This window comes from Burkholderia sp. NFPP32 (genome assembly GCF_900119325.1).
In the GTDB taxonomy this organism is placed as follows: domain Bacteria; phylum Pseudomonadota; class Gammaproteobacteria; order Burkholderiales; family Burkholderiaceae; genus Burkholderia; species Burkholderia pyrrocinia_C.
Genome location: NZ_FPJP01000015.1, coordinates 172,845 through 189,906, shown reverse-complemented (window position 1 = coordinate 189,906; position 17,062 = coordinate 172,845). Strand labels below are relative to the sequence as shown.

The 17,062-nt window shown below is 66.5% G+C and carries 15 protein-coding genes; 7 read left to right on the top strand and 8 right to left on the bottom strand.

Going from position 1 to position 17,062, the window contains the following annotated elements; translation table 11 throughout:
- The 6 genes from sucC to BT264_RS25625 form a co-directional block, all read left to right on the top strand.
- On the top strand, window positions 1–876 hold an 876-nt coding region (gene sucC, locus BT264_RS25650; protein ID WP_072467053.1), incomplete at its 5' end, for an ADP-forming succinate--CoA ligase subunit beta.
- 64 nt (window positions 877–940) lie between these two features.
- Window positions 941–1,822, top strand: a complete 882-nt coding sequence (gene sucD / locus BT264_RS25645) for a succinate--CoA ligase subunit alpha (RefSeq protein ID WP_072444524.1) — start codon at window positions 941–943, stop codon at window positions 1,820–1,822.
- 155 nt (window positions 1,823–1,977) lie between these two features.
- Window positions 1,978–2,682: a TerC family protein gene (locus BT264_RS25640; protein WP_072442726.1), complete on the top strand. Its 705-nt coding sequence runs from the start codon at window positions 1,978–1,980 to the stop codon at window positions 2,680–2,682.
- 97 nt (window positions 2,683–2,779) lie between these two features.
- Window positions 2,780–3,376: a pilin gene (locus tag BT264_RS25635; protein WP_072442728.1), complete on the top strand. Its 597-nt coding sequence runs from the start codon at window positions 2,780–2,782 to the stop codon at window positions 3,374–3,376.
- A gap of 156 nt (window positions 3,377–3,532) precedes the next feature.
- Complete coding sequence (locus BT264_RS25630; protein WP_072442729.1) at window positions 3,533–5,311, top strand: PglL family O-oligosaccharyltransferase; 1,779 nt, start codon at window positions 3,533–3,535, stop codon at window positions 5,309–5,311.
- Between the two features lie 456 nt (window positions 5,312–5,767).
- A complete protein-coding gene (locus BT264_RS25625; RefSeq protein ID WP_034178929.1) occupies window positions 5,768–6,118 on the top strand; it encodes a TonB family protein in 351 nt (116 codons plus the stop codon).
- 120 nt (window positions 6,119–6,238) lie between these two features.
- Here BT264_RS25625 and BT264_RS25620 read toward each other — a convergent pair whose 3' ends face one another.
- From BT264_RS25620 to moaC, 5 genes are all read right to left on the bottom strand, one after another.
- Window positions 6,239–7,441 carry a hypothetical protein gene (locus BT264_RS25620; RefSeq protein WP_072442731.1) on the bottom strand — a complete coding sequence of 401 codons (1,203 nt, stop codon included), beginning with the start codon at window positions 7,439–7,441 and terminating at the stop codon, window positions 6,239–6,241.
- Between the two features lie 73 nt (window positions 7,442–7,514).
- The gene (locus BT264_RS25615) at window positions 7,515–8,684 is read right to left on the bottom strand and encodes a WD40/YVTN/BNR-like repeat-containing protein (RefSeq protein ID WP_072442733.1); all 1,170 of its coding nucleotides are present in this window, start codon (window positions 8,682–8,684) and stop codon (window positions 7,515–7,517) included.
- 79 nt (window positions 8,685–8,763) lie between these two features.
- On the bottom strand, window positions 8,764–9,663 hold the full coding sequence (locus BT264_RS25610; RefSeq protein ID WP_072442735.1) for a hypothetical protein: 900 nt from the start codon (window positions 9,661–9,663) through the stop codon (window positions 8,764–8,766).
- Window positions 9,656–12,343, bottom strand: a complete 2,688-nt coding sequence (locus tag BT264_RS25605) for a type VI secretion system Vgr family protein (RefSeq protein WP_072442737.1) — start codon at window positions 12,341–12,343, stop codon at window positions 9,656–9,658. Before BT264_RS25605 ends, BT264_RS25610 begins: the two co-directional genes overlap by 8 nt.
- 115 nt (window positions 12,344–12,458) lie before the next feature.
- Window positions 12,459–12,947: a cyclic pyranopterin monophosphate synthase MoaC gene (gene moaC / locus BT264_RS25600; protein ID WP_072442738.1), complete on the bottom strand. Its 489-nt coding sequence runs from the start codon at window positions 12,945–12,947 to the stop codon at window positions 12,459–12,461.
- 178 nt (window positions 12,948–13,125) lie between these two features.
- On the opposite strand from moaC, the gene BT264_RS25595 reads away from it, so the two are divergent.
- On the top strand, window positions 13,126–14,820 hold the full coding sequence (locus tag BT264_RS25595; protein ID WP_072442740.1) for a M48 family metalloprotease: 1,695 nt from the start codon (window positions 13,126–13,128) through the stop codon (window positions 14,818–14,820).
- A 39-nt stretch (window positions 14,821–14,859) separates the two neighbouring features.
- Here BT264_RS25595 and BT264_RS25590 read toward each other — a convergent pair whose 3' ends face one another.
- The 3 genes from BT264_RS25590 to BT264_RS25580 are packed head-to-tail and all read right to left on the bottom strand — an operon-like array spanning window position 14,860 to window position 16,958.
- Entirely contained in the window at window positions 14,860–15,447 is a 588-nt protein-coding gene (locus tag BT264_RS25590; protein ID WP_072442742.1) for a DUF2946 family protein, read from the bottom strand.
- On the bottom strand, window positions 15,440–16,477 hold the full coding sequence (locus BT264_RS25585; RefSeq protein WP_072442897.1) for a hydrolase: 1,038 nt from the start codon (window positions 16,475–16,477) through the stop codon (window positions 15,440–15,442). Before BT264_RS25585 ends, BT264_RS25590 begins: the two co-directional genes overlap by 8 nt.
- A 34-nt stretch (window positions 16,478–16,511) precedes the next feature.
- Entirely contained in the window at window positions 16,512–16,958 is a 447-nt protein-coding gene (locus BT264_RS25580) for a nuclear transport factor 2 family protein (protein ID WP_034178922.1), read from the bottom strand.
- Window positions 16,959–17,062 lie beyond the last annotated feature (104 nt).

Genomic DNA, 17,062 nt, shown 5'->3' with positions numbered 1-17,062 from the left:
ATCGAAGAAGGCGCCGACATCAAGCAGGAACTGTATGTCAGCCTCGTCGTCGATCGCATCTCGCAAAAGATCGTCCTGATGGGTTCGAGCGAAGGCGGGATGGACATCGAAGAAGTCGCCGAAAAGCACCCGGAACTGATCCACAAGGTCATCGTCGAGCCGTCGACGGGCCTGCTCGACGCCCAGGCCGACGACCTCGCCGCGAAGATCGGCGTGCCGGCTGCTTCGATTCCGCAAGCGCGCGCCATCCTGCAAGGCCTGTACAAGGCATTCTGGGAAACCGACGCATCGCTGGCTGAAATCAACCCGCTGAACGTCTCCGGCGACGGCAAGGTCATCGCACTCGACGCGAAGTTCAACTTCGATTCGAACGCGCTGTTCCGTCATCCGGAAATTGTCGCTTACCGCGATCTGGACGAGGAAGATCCGGCTGAAATCGAAGCATCGAAGTTCGACCTCGCGTACATCTCGCTCGACGGCAACATCGGCTGTCTCGTGAACGGCGCAGGCCTGGCAATGGCGACGATGGACACCATCAAGCTGTTCGGCGGCGAGCCGGCGAACTTCCTGGACGTCGGCGGCGGTGCCACGACCGAGAAGGTCACGGAAGCGTTCAAGCTGATGCTGAAGAACCCGGACCTGAAGGCGATCCTCGTGAACATCTTCGGCGGCATCATGCGCTGCGACGTGATCGCGGAAGGCGTGATCGCCGGTTCGAAGGCCGTGAACCTGAAGGTGCCGCTCGTCGTGCGCATGAAGGGCACGAACGAGGACCTCGGCAAGAAGATGCTGGCCGACTCGGGCCTGCCGATCATCTCGGCGGACAGCATGGAAGAAGCTGCCCAGAAGGTCGTCGCGGCTGCCGCAGGCAAGTAACGCTATCGAATACGCATGGCGGCGCGGCAGATACGCGACGCCAATCGAACAGAGGTCAAAATACATGTCGATTCTGATCAACAAGGACACGAAGGTCATCACGCAGGGCATCACCGGCAAAACCGGTCAGTTCCATACGCGCGCCTGCCGTGAATATGCAAACGGCCGCGAAGCATTCGTCGCGGGCGTGAACCCGAAGAAGGCCGGCGAAGATTTCGAAGGCATTCCGATCTACGCAAGCGTCAAGGAAGCGAAGGAAGAAACCGGCGCGACCGTGTCGGTCATCTACGTTCCGCCGGCAGGCGCAGCCGCTGCGATCTGGGAAGCGGTCGAAGCCGATCTGGATCTCGCGATCTGCATCACGGAAGGCATTCCCGTGCGCGACATGATCGAAGTGAAGGACCGCATGCGCCGCGAAGGCCGCAAGACGCTGCTGCTCGGGCCGAACTGCCCGGGCACGATCACGCCGGACGAACTGAAGATCGGCATCATGCCGGGTCACATCCACCGCAAGGGCCGCATCGGCGTCGTGTCGCGTTCGGGCACGCTGACGTATGAAGCCGTTGCTCAGCTGACGGCACTGGGCCTCGGCCAGTCGTCGGCAGTCGGCATCGGCGGCGACCCGATCAACGGTTTGAAGCACATCGACGTGATGAAGATGTTCAACGACGATCCGGATACGGACGCGGTCGTGATGATCGGCGAAATCGGCGGTCCGGACGAAGCCAATGCGGCCGAGTGGATCAAGGCCAACATGAAGAAGCCGGTCGTCGGCTTCATCGCGGGTGTCACGGCGCCTCCGGGCAAGCGCATGGGCCACGCCGGCGCGCTGATCTCGGGCGGTGCGGATACGGCCGAAGCGAAGCTGGAAATCATGGAAGCATGCGGCATCACCGTCACGCGCAACCCGTCGGAAATGGGCCGTCTGCTGAAGAAGGCGCTGTAATATTTCCCCTGGGTTCGTCCTGCAGAAAACGCCGGCTTTGCCGGCGTTTTTTGTTATGCTCGCGCAATGAATTCGTAAGCACCGGGCATGCATCGCGCATGTGCCGGCGATGAACCGGGTCGCCCGCCGGGCGGCCATATCCTGCATATCCCCCCATGCTCGAATTCCTGACGTCGCTGCACTGGGGCGCCGTTCTCCAGATCGTCATCATCGACATCCTGCTCGGCGGCGACAACGCGGTCGTGATCGCGCTCGCGTGCCGCAACCTGCCGGCGAACCAGCGGCTGCGCGGCGTCGTCTGGGGCACCGCGGGGGCGATCCTGCTGCGCGTCGCGCTGATCACGTTCGCGGTCGCGCTGCTCGACGTGCCGTTCCTGAAGATCGGCGGCGGGCTGCTGCTGCTGTGGATCGGCGTCAAGCTGATGGCGCCGGCCGCCGACGCGCACGATCACATCAAGCCGGCCGACCGGCTGTGGGACGCCGTGAAGACGATCGTGATCGCCGATGCGGTGATGAGCCTCGACAACGTGATCGCGATCGCCGGCGCGGCCGAGCAGGCCGACCCGTCGCACCGGATCGCGCTCGTGATCTTCGGGCTCGTCGTCAGCGTGCCGATCATCGTGTGGGGCAGCACGCTGGTGCTGAAAATGCTCGACCGGTTCCCCATCGTCGTGACGCTTGGCGCCGCGCTGCTCGGCTGGATCGCGGGCGGGCTGATCGTGAACGACCCGGTCGGCGATCGCTGGCCGGTGCTCGATACGCCACCCGCGATCTACGCCGCGAGCATGGCCGGCGCACTGTTCGTCGTGGCGGCCGGTTACGCGCTCAGGCGCCGCCGCGGCGCATCGGGCGCGCGCTGACGTTGGCCGTCCGGCCGACTGCCGGAATCGTGGCCCGCTGGCTACGATCGAGACGCCTGCCTTTACCGGCAGGCGTTTTTCGTTTCCGGAGCCTGCCATGTTCGAAGCCTTTTCCGTTTCACTGTTCCGTCGCGTTGCCGCCGATCTGCGGCGCGCGAACCGGCCGTCGCCGCGCTGGCGGCCGGCCGGCTTCACGCTGATCGAGCTGATGATCGTGCTGGCGATCGTCGGCGTCGTCGCGGCCTATGCGATTCCCGCGTACCAGGATTACCTCGCGCGTTCGCGCGTCGGCGAGGGGCTCGCGCTCGCGTCGTCCGCGCGGCTCGCGGTCGCCGACAACGCGGCGAGCGGCGCGAGCCTCGACGGCGGCTACAGCCCGCCGGCCGCGACCCGCAACGTCGAATCGGTTGCCATCGACGGCGAGACCGGCCAGATCACGGTCGCGTTCACGACCCGCGTCGCCGCGGCCGGCACGAATACGCTGGTACTCATACCGTCCGCGCCCGACAAGGCCGATGCGCCCACCGCGCGCGTGGCGCTCAAAAAGGGCGCGATGCAAGCCGGTGCGATTGCATGGGAATGCTTCGCCGCCGGCAAGGATGCGTCGTCGCTGCCGGCGCCGGGGGCCGGGCCGCTGCCGGGCACCGCCGCGACGCTGCCTGCGAAATATGCGCCCGCGGAGTGTCGCGCGTAGCGCCCGCGGAGGAGGAGGGCGGCGGCGCGCGCGGCACGCCGGCCGTCGCTTCGGCCGGCCGGCCCGATCGCGCCGAGTCGGGTGGCCGAGCGACGGCCCCGCACAGAGGGGGGAAAGTTTTGTATAGTGCGCCGGTTGCTGACATCCGGTTCGCTCATGCCTTCTACTTTTTCCCGTTCGTTGTCGCTCGTTGCGCTGGCTGTCGCCCTGATCGTGCCGTACGCGATCACGAATCACACGTATCCGATCCCGACCTTCTATTCCGAATTTTCCGCGCTGGTGCTGTATCTGCTGGTGGGGCTGTCGGTCGTCCTGCTCGTGCGGACGAGCCGAGCGGCCGAGCCGTTTGCCGCGCCGGCCGCGTTCGTCGTGCCGCTCGGGTTCGCCGCGGTGCTGATCGCGCAGGTCGCGCTGATGTCGCTCAAGGTGCCGTCGATGAACTGGCTGGCGCTCGGCTATCTCGCCGCCGCGCTGGTCGCGATGCAGGCCGGCTACGCGCTCGCGCGCGACGGGTTGGCCGAAGTCGTCTCGCGGATGATGGCCGGTGCGCTCCTCGTCGGCGGCGTGTTCGCGGTCGGAACGCAGATCGTGCAGTTGTTTCACCTCGAGTCGGCCGTATCGCCGTTCGTCGTGATGTACAACATCGCGGTCGATCGCCGCCCGTACGGCAACATGGCGCAGGCGAACCATCTGGCCACCTACATCGCGTTCGCGCTCGCGGGCGCGCTGTATCTCGTGCAGACGCGCCGGCTCGCGGTATGGGCGTGGTTCGTGCTGTCGATCGTGCTGTCGGTCGGTCTCGCGCTGACGGTGTCGCGCGGGCCGTGGCTGCAGGTCGCGGTGATGGTCGTCGCGGGCTTCTGGATGGCGTGGCTCGAATCGCGCCGTGCGCCGGGCAATACGCGTGCGTGGCTGATGCCGGTCGTGCTCGCGGTTGCGTTCATCGCGGTGAACGTCGCGGTGCGCTGGGCCAACGTGCACTATCACCTGAATCTCGCGGAGTCGGCGGCCGACCGGATGCGCGATGCGGGGCAGATCGCGCCGCGCCTCGCCCTGTGGAAGTACGGGCTCGCGATGTTCCGCGAGCATCCGCTGCTCGGCGTCGGCTGGGGTGAATTCCCGTCGCACCAGTTTGCGCTCGTGCGCACGCTCGGCGGCGTCGAGATCGCGAACAACTCGCACGACATCTTCATCGACCTGCTCGCGAAGTCGGGTCTCGCCGGCCTTGGCGTGCTCGCCGTCACGCTCGTGATGTGGTTCGTGCGTGCGCTGCGCGCGCCGCAGTCGAGCACGCGCGTGTTCGGCTTCGCGCTGATCGGCATCCTGCTGATGCATGCGCTCGTCGAGTATCCGCAGCAGTACATGTTCTTCCTGCTGCCGGCGATGTTCGTGATCGGGTTGCTCGACGTGAAGCCGCTGCGCATCCTGCCGGGCCGCGCGGCGTTCGGTCTGTTCGCGGTGCTGTCGTTCGGCGGCGTGCTGGCGGCGGTGCCCGTGCTGCGCGACTACCAGCGCGCGGAAGTGCTGTATTACGGCAGCGACCCGGCCGCGCAGTATCGCGACGCGCCGTCGCTGCTGTTCGGCGCGTGGGGCGATTACGGCGCGGCGACGCTGTTGACGATTTCGCCGGAAGACCTGCCGGCCAAGCTCGCCGCCCATGAGCGCGCGATCGCGCTGCTGCCCGGCGAGACGGTGCTGCGCCGCTATGCGGCGCTGCAGGCGCTGGCAGGCCGCGAGGCCGACGCGCTCGATACCGTCGCGCGCCTGCATGTGTTTGCGAAGGAACTGAAGGACTGGCCGCAGCAACTGGCCCTGCTGTACAAGCTGTGCGACCAGCAGCCGGCGCTGAAGACGTTCAAGGCGGCCGTTGTCGCGAAGTACGGGGAGGTGCCGGCCGATGCGGCCGACGACTCGGACGACGACGACTCGGATTAACACGCGCAGCGGCCGCCGGAACGGGGAATTCCGGCGTTTGCCGCGTCGTGGCACCCGGCAGGGGCCGCCGTCGGACAGATCGGCCCTGCGTGAACCGCGTGAAATCGGCCGGGTATCGATTACCTCGCGAATGGCGTGGATTCCGGCCGAAGGCGCGTCGATTCGCGTCAACCATTGTCAAATCGGCGCCGCTGGCCGCGTGGCGCGTGCACAATGCGCGCAAGCGCTCGCGAGCCGGCCCGCATGTGGCACGGGGCCCGGCGTGAGCGCGGGCCACCCCGGCTATCCGGGAACCCCGCCAGGGCAGGATCGCGGCCGAGCATCGATCGGCCGTGCGGCCGTAACGGGGCGCCGGTCCGATGGCCGCGGCGCAGTGCGACGCACGTGATGCGGGAGCGAGGTCTTCCGGTGCGCGGCGCGTTCGTCCAGAACAGTGATGAAGAACGATATTCGACTATGGCCATTCGCTCGACCTACCTGATCCTGCCCGCCGTCGCGATGCTGTTTTCCGGCTGCGCGATGCTGTCGTCGTCGCAGGAAAGCAAGCTGACCTGCCACATTCCGCGCGCCGTCTATCCGGACACCGCGAAGCCGCTCACGCGCCCGGCGACCGTGCTCGTGCGCGCGCTGATGACGACGTCCGGCGAAGCGCAGAACGTCACCGTGACGACGAGCAGCCGCAATGCGGCCGCCGATCGTGCGGCCGTCGACGCGATGACGCACGCGACTTGCGCGCAGACGGGCGCGACCGCGAATCCGTTCCTGCTGACCCAGCCGTTCGTGTTCGAGCCGCGACGCGGCGAGTGATGTCGGACGGCGTGCCCTGCGCGCCGTTTTCCGTCCGGTTTTGCCGCTGGCCGGCCGCACCGTTTCGCGCGGCCGTCGAAAGTCGATACGCGCGGCCGTTGCGCCGAGCGCGCCCGATGTTCAGTGCTGCGGCATCAGGTTCGCGCCGCGGCAGGCCGGTTCGGCCGAATTGCGCAGCCCGAGCATCGTGAATCCGTTGCGCTCCTGGCGAATCAGCGCATAGCGCCGCGCGACCGTTTCCCCGCGCTTGCCCGTCAGATCCAGTTCGACCTGAAAGCGCTCCTTGCTGTCCGAGCAGCCGCGCACGGGGCCGTACGCGAAGCCGGTATCGGGCGCCTTGCTTGCCGCGTTGAACGCCTGCCGGGCTTTCAGCGCGGCCGCTGCGGCGGCGGGCTCGCTCCATTCGCGCGCAAGCGCATCGTCCACCTTCAGCCATTCGTCGACGAAATCGCGGCCGTTGAGCGCCGCGGGCTGCACGCGTTGCACGGTGTCGCCGTCGACGCGGTAGCGGAAGATGCCCGGCCGAGTCATGACTTCGCTGTCGAGCGAGCCGACCGTCGTGCGCAGCTCGAAGCCGTCAGGGCGCACCTTGAACCGGATCGCGTCGTCGTCGATCACGTAGCCGTGTTCGGTATGGAACAGCGTGCGTTGCGCGGTCGAGCCGTTTGCCGGTGCGACCACGTCCGCGCCGAACCGGCTCCAGCGAGACGAGCACCACGGCGTGCCGTGGACGACCGCGACCTGCCCGCCGGGCAGCGCCGAAAACCAGAAGCCGCCGCCGTAGGCACCGCCGATGTCCTTGTAATCGTCGGCCTGCCAGCGCAGCACGCGCCGCCAGCCGCCGTTTTCCCATGCGTACGCGGTGAGCAGGTTGTCGTCGCCGCATGCGATGTCGAAGCCGGCGCGCACGAACAGAAGCGGGCGGGGCGCGCCGCCGCGTTCGACGTCGACGTCCGGATTGCGGCCGAACGCCGATTCGCCGTTTTTCGGTGCTGCCGACTGGGCCGACTGGGCCGGCACGCCGAGCGCGGCCGCGAGCGTGCGTTTCAGTGCAGCCGGTTCGACGTGTTCGTCGCTGCACGCGAGCCGCGCGTCGATCGCGCCGACGAGCGCCTGCTTGTATGCGCGAAGCGCGTCGCGCAGCGGTGGTGAAACATCGACGTTGCCGCCACCGTCGCCTTGCGGATTGCGGACCTGCTGCACGCGGTGCTGCGCGTCGATTGCCGCGCGTGCGGCGGTGTCGGCGGCGGGGCAGGTGCCGGCGAACGTGACGGACGGGATGGTACATAGCACGAGCGTCGCGAACGTCAGCCCTTTGTTCATGAAGATGGCCCTATTCGTAGTGGAGTACTTTGCGACGCCCTGCCTGTCAGGAGGTTGAGGGCCGAGTTGACGGTCAGAACGTTCGCTTCTTCAGCGTGTATGCAAATAGGGAGTAGAGCGTATTGGTCTGCGGATCGAAATATCCACCTTGATCGGGATTGTTGACCGCCTGCTTCCAGGTTTTGCCTGCATCGGTGCTGCTGAATGTCAGATTGATCGGTGCACCGCCGCCGTTCTCCGTATTCGGGTCGGTCGCATGGACGAGCAGGACACCGTCACGGCCGACATTCAGATCTTCAAGCCGGAGCTTTCCGTCGAACGTGTGCAGTTGCTGTACGGACTCAGGATGTCCATTCGCCCAAGTTGAAATTGCTCCGGTGCGGCGGTTGTTGCCATGCGTGCTCTCGGCATCCTGGGGGCTATCCAGAAGGGATACCGTATACAGCGAGTAACGCTCGGCAGACACCGGTGTGGCGTCTATGGCGAGGACAACTTGATTCGGCAGCGTGGTGTCATGCACAAAGGTCCGCTGTTCCCAGTCGAGCCGATCGACGATGCTCACTGCCGGCGATTGAGCGGTTCGACCGACGTAATAGACGACGCGCAAGACGCCGTCCGGCCCAAGGTTGACTGCACTGAAGTCCTTGCGCGGTTTGCCTACATCGTGTGCAGGGACGGGTACTTCGATTGCTTGCCACGTATTTCCGCCATCCGAGGTGCGCCATACGTGCGGTCCGCCGCCGACGGCGTAGCCGCGCTGCGGATCGAGAAACAGCAAGCGGCCGATGTCCTGGTTCTCGGGCCACTTAACTTGCGACCACGTTTGGCCACCGTCAACCGACTTCCATAATTTGGTGACTTGTGGCGCGAAACCGTCTGGGCCGTTCGGAGCCTTGTAGTCGATCCACAACGTACTGATGAACTGGGTACTCCAATCCTTCGAGTACCACCATGTCGAATCCTGACCAGGTTGCTGAAAATGTCGGCGCATGCCACCGTCTATGGTTCCCCGATAGAAGTTGACTGTCATCCGGTTTAGCAATTCGCTTGTATCGTTCATCCACGCTTCCGTCGGCTCGGCCCGCTGCGGATCCTTCAATTCGGATGCAGGTTTGAACGTGACTTCGGGGTGGGCGAGCTTCACGCTCATTACCTCATTTCCGTTGATGCGGAAGTTGCCGCCGCCATACGGGGTGTCATCCCGCATGAAGCTTGTCGAAATAGTCTCCCAGCCCGTCGTCATATTTACGTATCCATATGTTGCAATGGCCAGGGCAACGAGGCCTCCGGCGACCCATTTCCAGCGCTTGTGCTTTGCCATGTCATTTAGTCAGCAGTCTTCCCAGCGCGCGGCCGGCTTGCTCGTCCGGATCGGCTCCGTTTTCCATCACATACGCGGCCCAATCGCGTATTTTCTGTTTGGCAACGGGGACTCCTGCGTCCACCGCCTGGTCGCGCGTCCGTCCGTCTCCCCATTCTTGAAGGTTCGGCCGCATACCGATTTTCACGAGATCCCGAACGGGAAGGTTGGCTAATCCACCATTCAAATAAGCCAGCGGGTGTGTCTTGAAGGCGAACGTTTTGAACGTTTCGCCGTTGTTTTCCACTTCCAGTTCGAACTGTGGCACCGTCATTTGGCAGTCGCCGTATTCCTGCTTCAAACCCACCAGCGAGATTTTCCCGCGTTTCATGTTCTGCTGGAGTCCCAACTCGATGTACTTTTGCAGCCACCACCTGGCATTCCGAAGCCAGGCTTGCCCTCTTTCGGTGAGGTGCGGGTAGAGGTTTGCGCCATAATCCGAGCAATAGTAATAGCCGTAGCTGACATAGTAATCGGGAGGTTTATGTCCGCATCCGATATGACGCATCATGAAATTGCCATGGCGTGACCAGTCGGAATCGGTGCTTTCCGGTTTGATCAGATTCTCCCGGCGATGCAGCAGTTCATGCACGACTTTCTTGTCTTTCCAAGGATCCCATGACGTGGCGAATTTCTTGACGGTCGCCCATGCGCTCGACATGCTGACCTTCTCGACCGTCTCCCAATACTCGCCGTGAAGTGGTTGGTAGTAGAACGTGCACGTGCCGATTACAGAATCGGCGGCCGGCGTTACATGCTTGTCGCAGATATTGATCTCCACCTTCGGCCGATCCTTGTACCCCGTCGGCGTCAGCATCCCCGAGCCGGTGCCGAGCACCTTTTCCTGTTGTCCGTCAGCCATTCGATTTCCCTAGAAACTTGACGACGACGTCATGCGGTACATGGCTCTGTGTAAGCCCCGTCTCTCCCGCCGCGTTGGTGACGCCTTCCGAGAGCAGCTTGCCGTTCGAGAACATCTGGTACCGCGTGTTTGCGACCGGGATGTCGGTGCCGGCCCAGTGCGCGATGAACGCCTGATCGTAGTTGCCGGTCGAGTTCGGCAGCGTCGGCATGGTTTGCGACAGGTGCGTGGGACCGCTGAACGCATGCTGCGCACCCTTGATGTCGATCTTGCCGGGCGCGTGCACTTCGATGTTGCCGTCCGCGATGCGGATGTAGGCGCCGCCGGACGTCAGCAGGATTTCCTTTGCCGCGGCGCCTTCGATCGACTCGGTGACGGCCATCAGCTTCAGCGCCTTCTGCGCGGTCAGCTCGATGTTGTCCGCGTGCGCCTGGACTTCGACCTTGCCCTTGCCGGCGAACAGTTTCATCCCCGCGTTCTGCGCGAACAGGCTGATCCGGTCGAGGACGCTCGCGATCAGCGACTTTCCGGCGGCGACGTGCGTGCTTTGCCCGCTGACGAGGTTGATGTGACGGTCCGCGGCAAGCTGCGTGGACTGCTGCGTGGACATCCCGATGCCGGCCGGGCTGCCGAACAGCATCACCGGCTCCTTGAACGCATTGGCGCTGCCGGTTCCGCCGCCGGCGGTTCGGCCGCCCGATGCACTGCCGCGCACGCTGTTTTGCGTCGCGTCGGTGAACTGCTTCAGCGCCGCGTGGCCGGGGTCGAGCGACTCGCCTTGATGTTGTGCGCTGACATCCGACATCGCCTCCATCAGGCCTTCCGCGCGAACGAGTTGCTGTTGCGTCTCCTCGACGTCGAGCGGTTGGCTTGCCGGCCGTTTCGGATGCGTCGTGACGTACAGGCCGCGGTTCGCGCGCACGGCGCCGTATGCGTCGGACCGCAGGTCGAAGCCGCTGCCGAGATAGCTGCCGCGGTTGTTGCCCGTGTGGTCGATCAGGTAGCCGAGATGCAGGTGTGCGTTGGTCTGGCTGCTGTACAGGTGCACGCGGTTCTGCGAGGTCGCGTCGTCGAGCACCAGCTGGTTGTAGCCGGCGCCTGCGTATTCCTTGGACCGGTATCCGGACAGGATCCCGTTGGTGTGCCACTGCGGGCTCGTCGCGCCGTTGTACAGCTTGCCGACGATGATCGGGCGATCGCAGTCGCCGCCGAGGAAATCGACCAGCACCTCCTCGCCGCTGCGGTGCGGGTGGACGGCGCCGTAGCCGTTGCCCGAATCCGACGTCGCGGCACGCAGCCAGCACGATGCTTTCTCGTCGCCGTCGTTGAGGCGGTCCCAATGGAAGCGGACCTTGACCCGGTTGAGTTCGTCGGTATGGACTTCCTCGCCTTGCGGTGCGACGACGATCGCCGATTGCAGGTGCATCGGCGGTTTCGCGTGTTCGAGCGGGCTGCGGAACGGCACGGTCGTGCGCTGCGCTTCGATGCTGATCCGGAAAAAGCCCTCGCTGCCGTCAGGATGGCGAACGCGCGACGAGTCGGCGCCACCGGCCTGCACGATGCTGCCGATCTCGGCCTGCAGGCTGTGCGGGAAGGCGGCCTGCCCGTCGCCGACGGGCAGGTTGTTGACGATGATCCATGCGGTCTCGATCACGGCGAATTCGCGCTGGCCGGCATCGTCCTTGTCGTGTTCGGGGTGATCCGCGAACTCGAACGTGCGTCCCGCGTCCATGCGGCGCACGCCGCCGACGCCGTGAAAGCGCTTCGCATGAGACTCCTGCTCCTCCATCCAGATCTTCGACAGATGGTCGCCGCGAGACTGCTCGGGATACGTGTAGGCGCCCGTGTATTCGTAGACTTCGAGCTGCTGCGGCAGGTCGCCCTGGTTCGCGATCGTCGGCGTATGGGTCGCTTTCGGATTCGACGCGGTGGGCGGCTGCTTGTAGTCGAACGTGCGCGTGGTGCGCTCGACGCTTCGCAGCGTACGCGTACCGGAGAACTGGACGAGCGTGTCGGCTTCGTCGCCCGTGCCTGCGTGATGAAAGCGCACGGTTCGCGGCGACAGCGCGGGCAATGCGTCGATGCGGTCGACGATGACGAGCCGATGCGACTTGCCGTCCTTGTCCTGTTCCCAGAAGCCGTACAGGCCTTCCGATTCCATCAGGCGATGCACGAAATTCCAGTCGTCTTCGTATTGCATGCAGAACGAGCGGGACGGCAGCGGCTGGTAGAGCTTGAAAGTGAAGCGCCCCTTGGCCTGCGGGTGCTGGTTCAGCACGTCGGCGATGATGTCGTCCGCGGACCGGTCCTGCCAGATGCGCTGATCGCGACGGAACTTCAGGAAGTGCAGGAACGACGCGAACACGATCTGATAGTGCGTGACGCCGCTGTCCGATCCGAGCCGGCGGGCGGCATGCACGTAGCCGTGGTGAGGCGCGTACGACCGGTCGGCCTGCTGGACCCAAAGCGTCACCGGCTGCGCGATCAGTTTCTTGAGTTCGAGGCTGTCGGACACCGAGACGGTATCGACGGTGAACTCGAAATGGCGCCCGAGCCGTGATCGTCCCTTGACGCGATGCGGCAGCAGGACGTCGGGGCCGAGCGGCGTATCCAGTTTGACAAGCCGCTCGTGCTGAACCGGTCCGGTCAGCAAGGCGCTTCTTAACGCTTGCGAATTCATCACCAGTGCTCGCTTTTTTTTTGCGGGTTCGCACGCTCTCTCGTGCGGAATCCGGTAATTGTATGAGAAAACCGGTTCTATCTCGAATTTGCAGGCGGGCGGCGGCGCCCTGGCTTCAACCCGCCGCGTCTTCCGCCTTCCAGTCCCCCGACTTCCCGCCGCGCTTTTCCCGCACGCTCACGTCGGTGATCACCATCCCGCGATCGACCGCCTTGCACATGTCGTAGACGGTCAGCAGTCCGACCTGCACGGCGGTCAGCGCTTCCATCTCGACGCCGGTCCGGCCGAACGTCTCGACCTGCACGCCGCAGTGGACGCCCGGCAGCGCATCGTCGAGTTCGAAGTCGACGGTCACGCGCGTCAGCGCGAGCGGGTGGCACAGCGGAATGAGGTCGGCCGTGCGCTTCGCGCCCTGGATGGCCGCGATGCGCGCGACGCCGAGCACGTCGCCTTTTTTCGCCTTGCCGTCGCGGATCAGCGCGAACGTGGCTGGCAGCATCCGGATCGTGCCGCGCGCGATCGCGATGCGTCGGGTTTCCTGCTTGCCGCCGACGTCGACCATGTGCGCATGGCCGGCGGCATCGAAATGGGTGAGTCCTGACATGTCATGCTCCGTCTCAACGGGCGCTTATCATAGCAGTGGCGTTCGCGTCGCCGGGGGCGCAGATGACGCATGCGCGGCACGAGACAGTCGCGCATGCGCCGGTACAATGACCCGAATATTCAGACCAAACGCCGCGATGCGCGCCCGGCGCGCGGGACGGCGTCGTTTTCATCCTGCCATGCGTGTCAAACAGTTGCTCGCCGTGTCGCTGTCGGTCGCGCTCGCGTTGCCGCCGAGCGGCCATGCGCAGAGCGCGTCCGCGCCACCGCTCGAGGCGGCGGCCGGCGATTCCCCGTCGATTTCCACCGTGCCGTCCGGCATCGCGACCGGCGTATTCGGCACGTACGGCGGCGCGGAGAGCCGGTTTTCGGGCGCGGGCGGCGCGTCGGCGCCGGCCGCGAGCCTGCGCGCGCCGTTGCGCGCACTCGAGCTGCCCGACCTCGGCGACGGCTCCGGCGGTTCGCTGACGCCGCGTGCCGAGCGCCGGCTCGGCGAGCGCGTGATGCGCGAAGTGCGGCGCGATCCCGATTATCTCGACGACTGGCTAGTACGCGACTACCTGAACGGGATGGCGGCGCGCCTCGCGGCCGCGGCGGCCGCGCGCTACATCGGCGGCTACACGCCGGACTTCGACCTGTTCCCGGTGCGCGATCCGCAGATCAACGCGTTCTCGATGCCGGGCGGCTTCATCGGGATCAACAGCGGGCTCGTGGTCACGACGCAGACGGAATCGGAGCTCGCGTCGGTGGTCGGCCACGAGATGGGCCACGTGCTGCAGCGGCACATCGCGCGGATGATCGGCGCGAGCGAAAAGAGCGGCTACACGGCGCTCGCGACGATGCTGCTCGGCGTGCTGGCCGGCGTGCTCGCGAGAAGCGGCGATCTCGGCAGCGCAATCGCAATGGGCGGGCAGGCGTATGCGGTGGACAACCAGTTGCGCTTCTCGCGTTCGGCCGAGCGCGAGGCCGATCGTGTCGGCTTCCAGCTGCTCGCGGGCGCGGGCTACGACCCGTACGGGATGCCGGGTTTCTTCGAGCGGCTCGAACGCGCGTCGATGGGCGACGCGGGCGTGCCGGCCTATGCGCGCACGCACCCGCTGACCGGCGAGCGGATCGCCGACATGGAGGATCGTGCGCGCCGCGCGCCGTACCGGCAGCCGCGCCAGTCGGCCGAATACGGATTCGTGCGCGCGCGGCTGCGCGTCCTGCAGAACCGCGCGCCGACCGACATCTCGGCCGAGGCGCGCCGGATGCAGCTCGAGATCGACGATCGCACGGCGCCGAACGTCGCGGCGAACTGGTACGGCATCGCGCTCGCGAACACGCTGCTCGGCCAGTACGATGCGGCGGACAAGGCGCTCGCTTCGGCGCGCGGCGCGTTCGATGCGCGCGAGCGGCGCGAGGGCGACCCGGCGACGGGTTCGCCGAGCCTCGACGTGCTGGCCGCCGACATCGCGCGCCGTGCGGGCCGGACCGACGACGCGGTGCGGCTCGCGGCGCTCGCGCAGCGGCGCTGGCCGGCGTCGCACGCGGCGATCGTCGCGCACCTGCAGGCGCTGATCGCCGCGCGCCGCTTCGCCGAGGCGCAGGCGCTCGCACGCGCGCAGGCGCAGGCCGATCCCGAGCAGCCGGACTGGTGGGACTACCTCGCGAAGGCGAGCGACGGCAAGGGCGACGTGCTCGCGCGGCGCCGCGCGCTCGCGGAGAAACTTGCACTCGATGGCGCATGGCCGTCGGCGATCCGCCAGTTGAAGGAAGCGCGCGATGCGAAGGACGTGTCTTTCTACGAGCAGTCGATCATCGGCGCGCGGCTGCTGGAATTCGAGGCGCGCTACAAGGAAGAGCGCGACGACGAGAAGAACGGCCGAGGGTAGCAGCCGGCGCGCGGCGAACGCGGGAAGGGCGGGTGCGGGTCAGTTGCCGTTGTCGGCCGCGTCGCGTGCCTGTCGCGCCGGACTCGCGACGTAGCCGAACCGCGCGGGCACGTCCGCGCAGACGATGGTGCCGAGCGGCAGCGCGCGGCCGTCACGCCAGCGCAGCACGGGCGGCGCGGCGTCGAAATCCGCGTGATCGGCGAACAGCCCGAGATCGTGGTCGTGCAGCGCCGCGATGCGCGGCGGCGCGCCTGCATCGCGAAACAGCACGCCGCCCCCGTCGTCGAGCCATGCTTCGTCCGGTTCGAACGCGGCGCCCGTCTGGTCGGTGAGCGTGAGCTGTCCGTCGCGCTCGGCGAGCCGGACGACCCATGGCGTATAGGCGAGCTCGACGTATACGCGCTGCGGTCCGTTCTGGAAGAACCACTGACCCCGCGCGTCGCATTCGTAGTTGCGGCCGATGAACGCGTTCAGCGCCGCATGCCGGATCGGCGAGCCGAGCTCGCCGGTCGCCTGCGCCGCGTCGTCGCGCAGCCGCCATTCGCCGCGCCGGTCGAGCAGCAGCCAGCCGGTGCAGTGCGGCACGTTCGGCCATTTGGCGAGCGCCTGCCTGACGATGTCATCCATGGTCGACGAATTTCGAGCAATAGCCGAACACGCGCGCCGACAGCCAGTCGAGACGGCCGGGGAACGGCCCGGTCATGAATCCCGCGTGCCCGCCGGCCTCGGGCTGGTCGAGCTCGACGGCCGGCGATACGTCGGCCGGGCCCGGCAGTGCCGATTCGGGCAGGAACGGGTCGTTGCGGGCGTTGAGGATCAGCGTCGGCACGTCGATCGCGGGCAGCAGCGGCCGCGTCGTCGCCTTCGTCCAGTAGTCGTCGGCGTTTGCGAAACCGTGCAGCGGCGCGGTCACCGCCTCGTCGAAGTCGCGCATCGTCACGGCCTGCAGCATCGCGTCGCGGTCGAACAGCCCCGGGTACTGGTCGAGCTTCGCGAGCGCCTTGCGCTTGAGCGTCTTCAGGAAGCTGCGCGTATAGATCATCGCGAACCCCTGCGACAGCGCGCGGCCGCCCGCATGCACGTCGATCGGCGTCGAGATCGCGGCGGCCGCCCGCAGGATCGACGTGTCGCTGCGATGCTCGCCGAGCCAGTGCAGCAGCACGTTGCCGCCGAGCGACACGCCGGCCGCGACCAGCGGCCCGCGATGCTGCGCGGCGAGCCGGCGCAGGATCCAGTCGACCTCGGCGCTATCGGCGAGATGGTAGAAGCGCGGCTGGCGGTTGATCTCGCCGCTGCAACTGCGAAAGTGCGGCACGACGGCGTGCCAGCCCTTCGCGCGCGCGGCGGCCATCATCTCGAGCGCGTAGTGCGAGCCGGAACTGCCTTCGAGGCCGTGGAACAGCACGAACAGCGGCGCATCGGGCGGCGGCGCCGCACTGTCGAGATGGGCGACCCAGTCGAGATCGATGAAGTCGTGATCGGGGGTTTCCCATCGCTCTCGTCGGTAGGCGACGGCTGGTCGTCGCGCGAACAGCGCGGGCACGATGGTTTGCGCATGGCTGTTCGGCAGCCAGCGCGGTGCGCGATAGCGCAGTGTGTCGTCGTCCGGGGCCGGGGCCCCGGCGAGCGGCGAGGTGGGCGGAGAAGCCGTACTCATGATCGCCCCGCGTATGCGTTGCTTCGTCTTTTCGTCAGTGCAGCGGGCCCTGCCCATGACGGATCTTCGCGGCGAACTGCCCGGCCGCTTGTTCGGGAATCGGGCTCGCGTGGATGTGCGCGATGCGCCACTCGCCGCGTTCGTGGATCATCACGTACGTGGCGAAAACCATGTCGGGTTCGGCCGTCAGGTCGGCCTGCTGATGCGCTTCGGCGATCGTGTAGACCACCGTGCCGAGGCTGTCGTAGACGCGGATGTCGAGCGGTTCGATCGTCACCGGGCGCGTCGCGAGCCGGTTGGCGAGCCCGCTGCGGATCTGGTCGAGGCCGTGCAGATGCTCGCCGTCCGCCCACACGCAGCTGGCGAAATCCTCGTCGATCCACAACGCCAGCAGCGCGTCGAGATTGGCATCGGCGACGGCCTGGTAGTAGGCGTTCAGCGTATCGGCAGCGGCTTCGAAGAGGCGGGCAAAACGTGGCATCGGGGTTGTCTCTCGCGCGCGTCGCGCGCCGTATTCAGCACGGCGGCCCGGATGGGGCCGCCGCACACCGGTGAATCGGATTGCCCGGCGCGCCGTGCGACGCT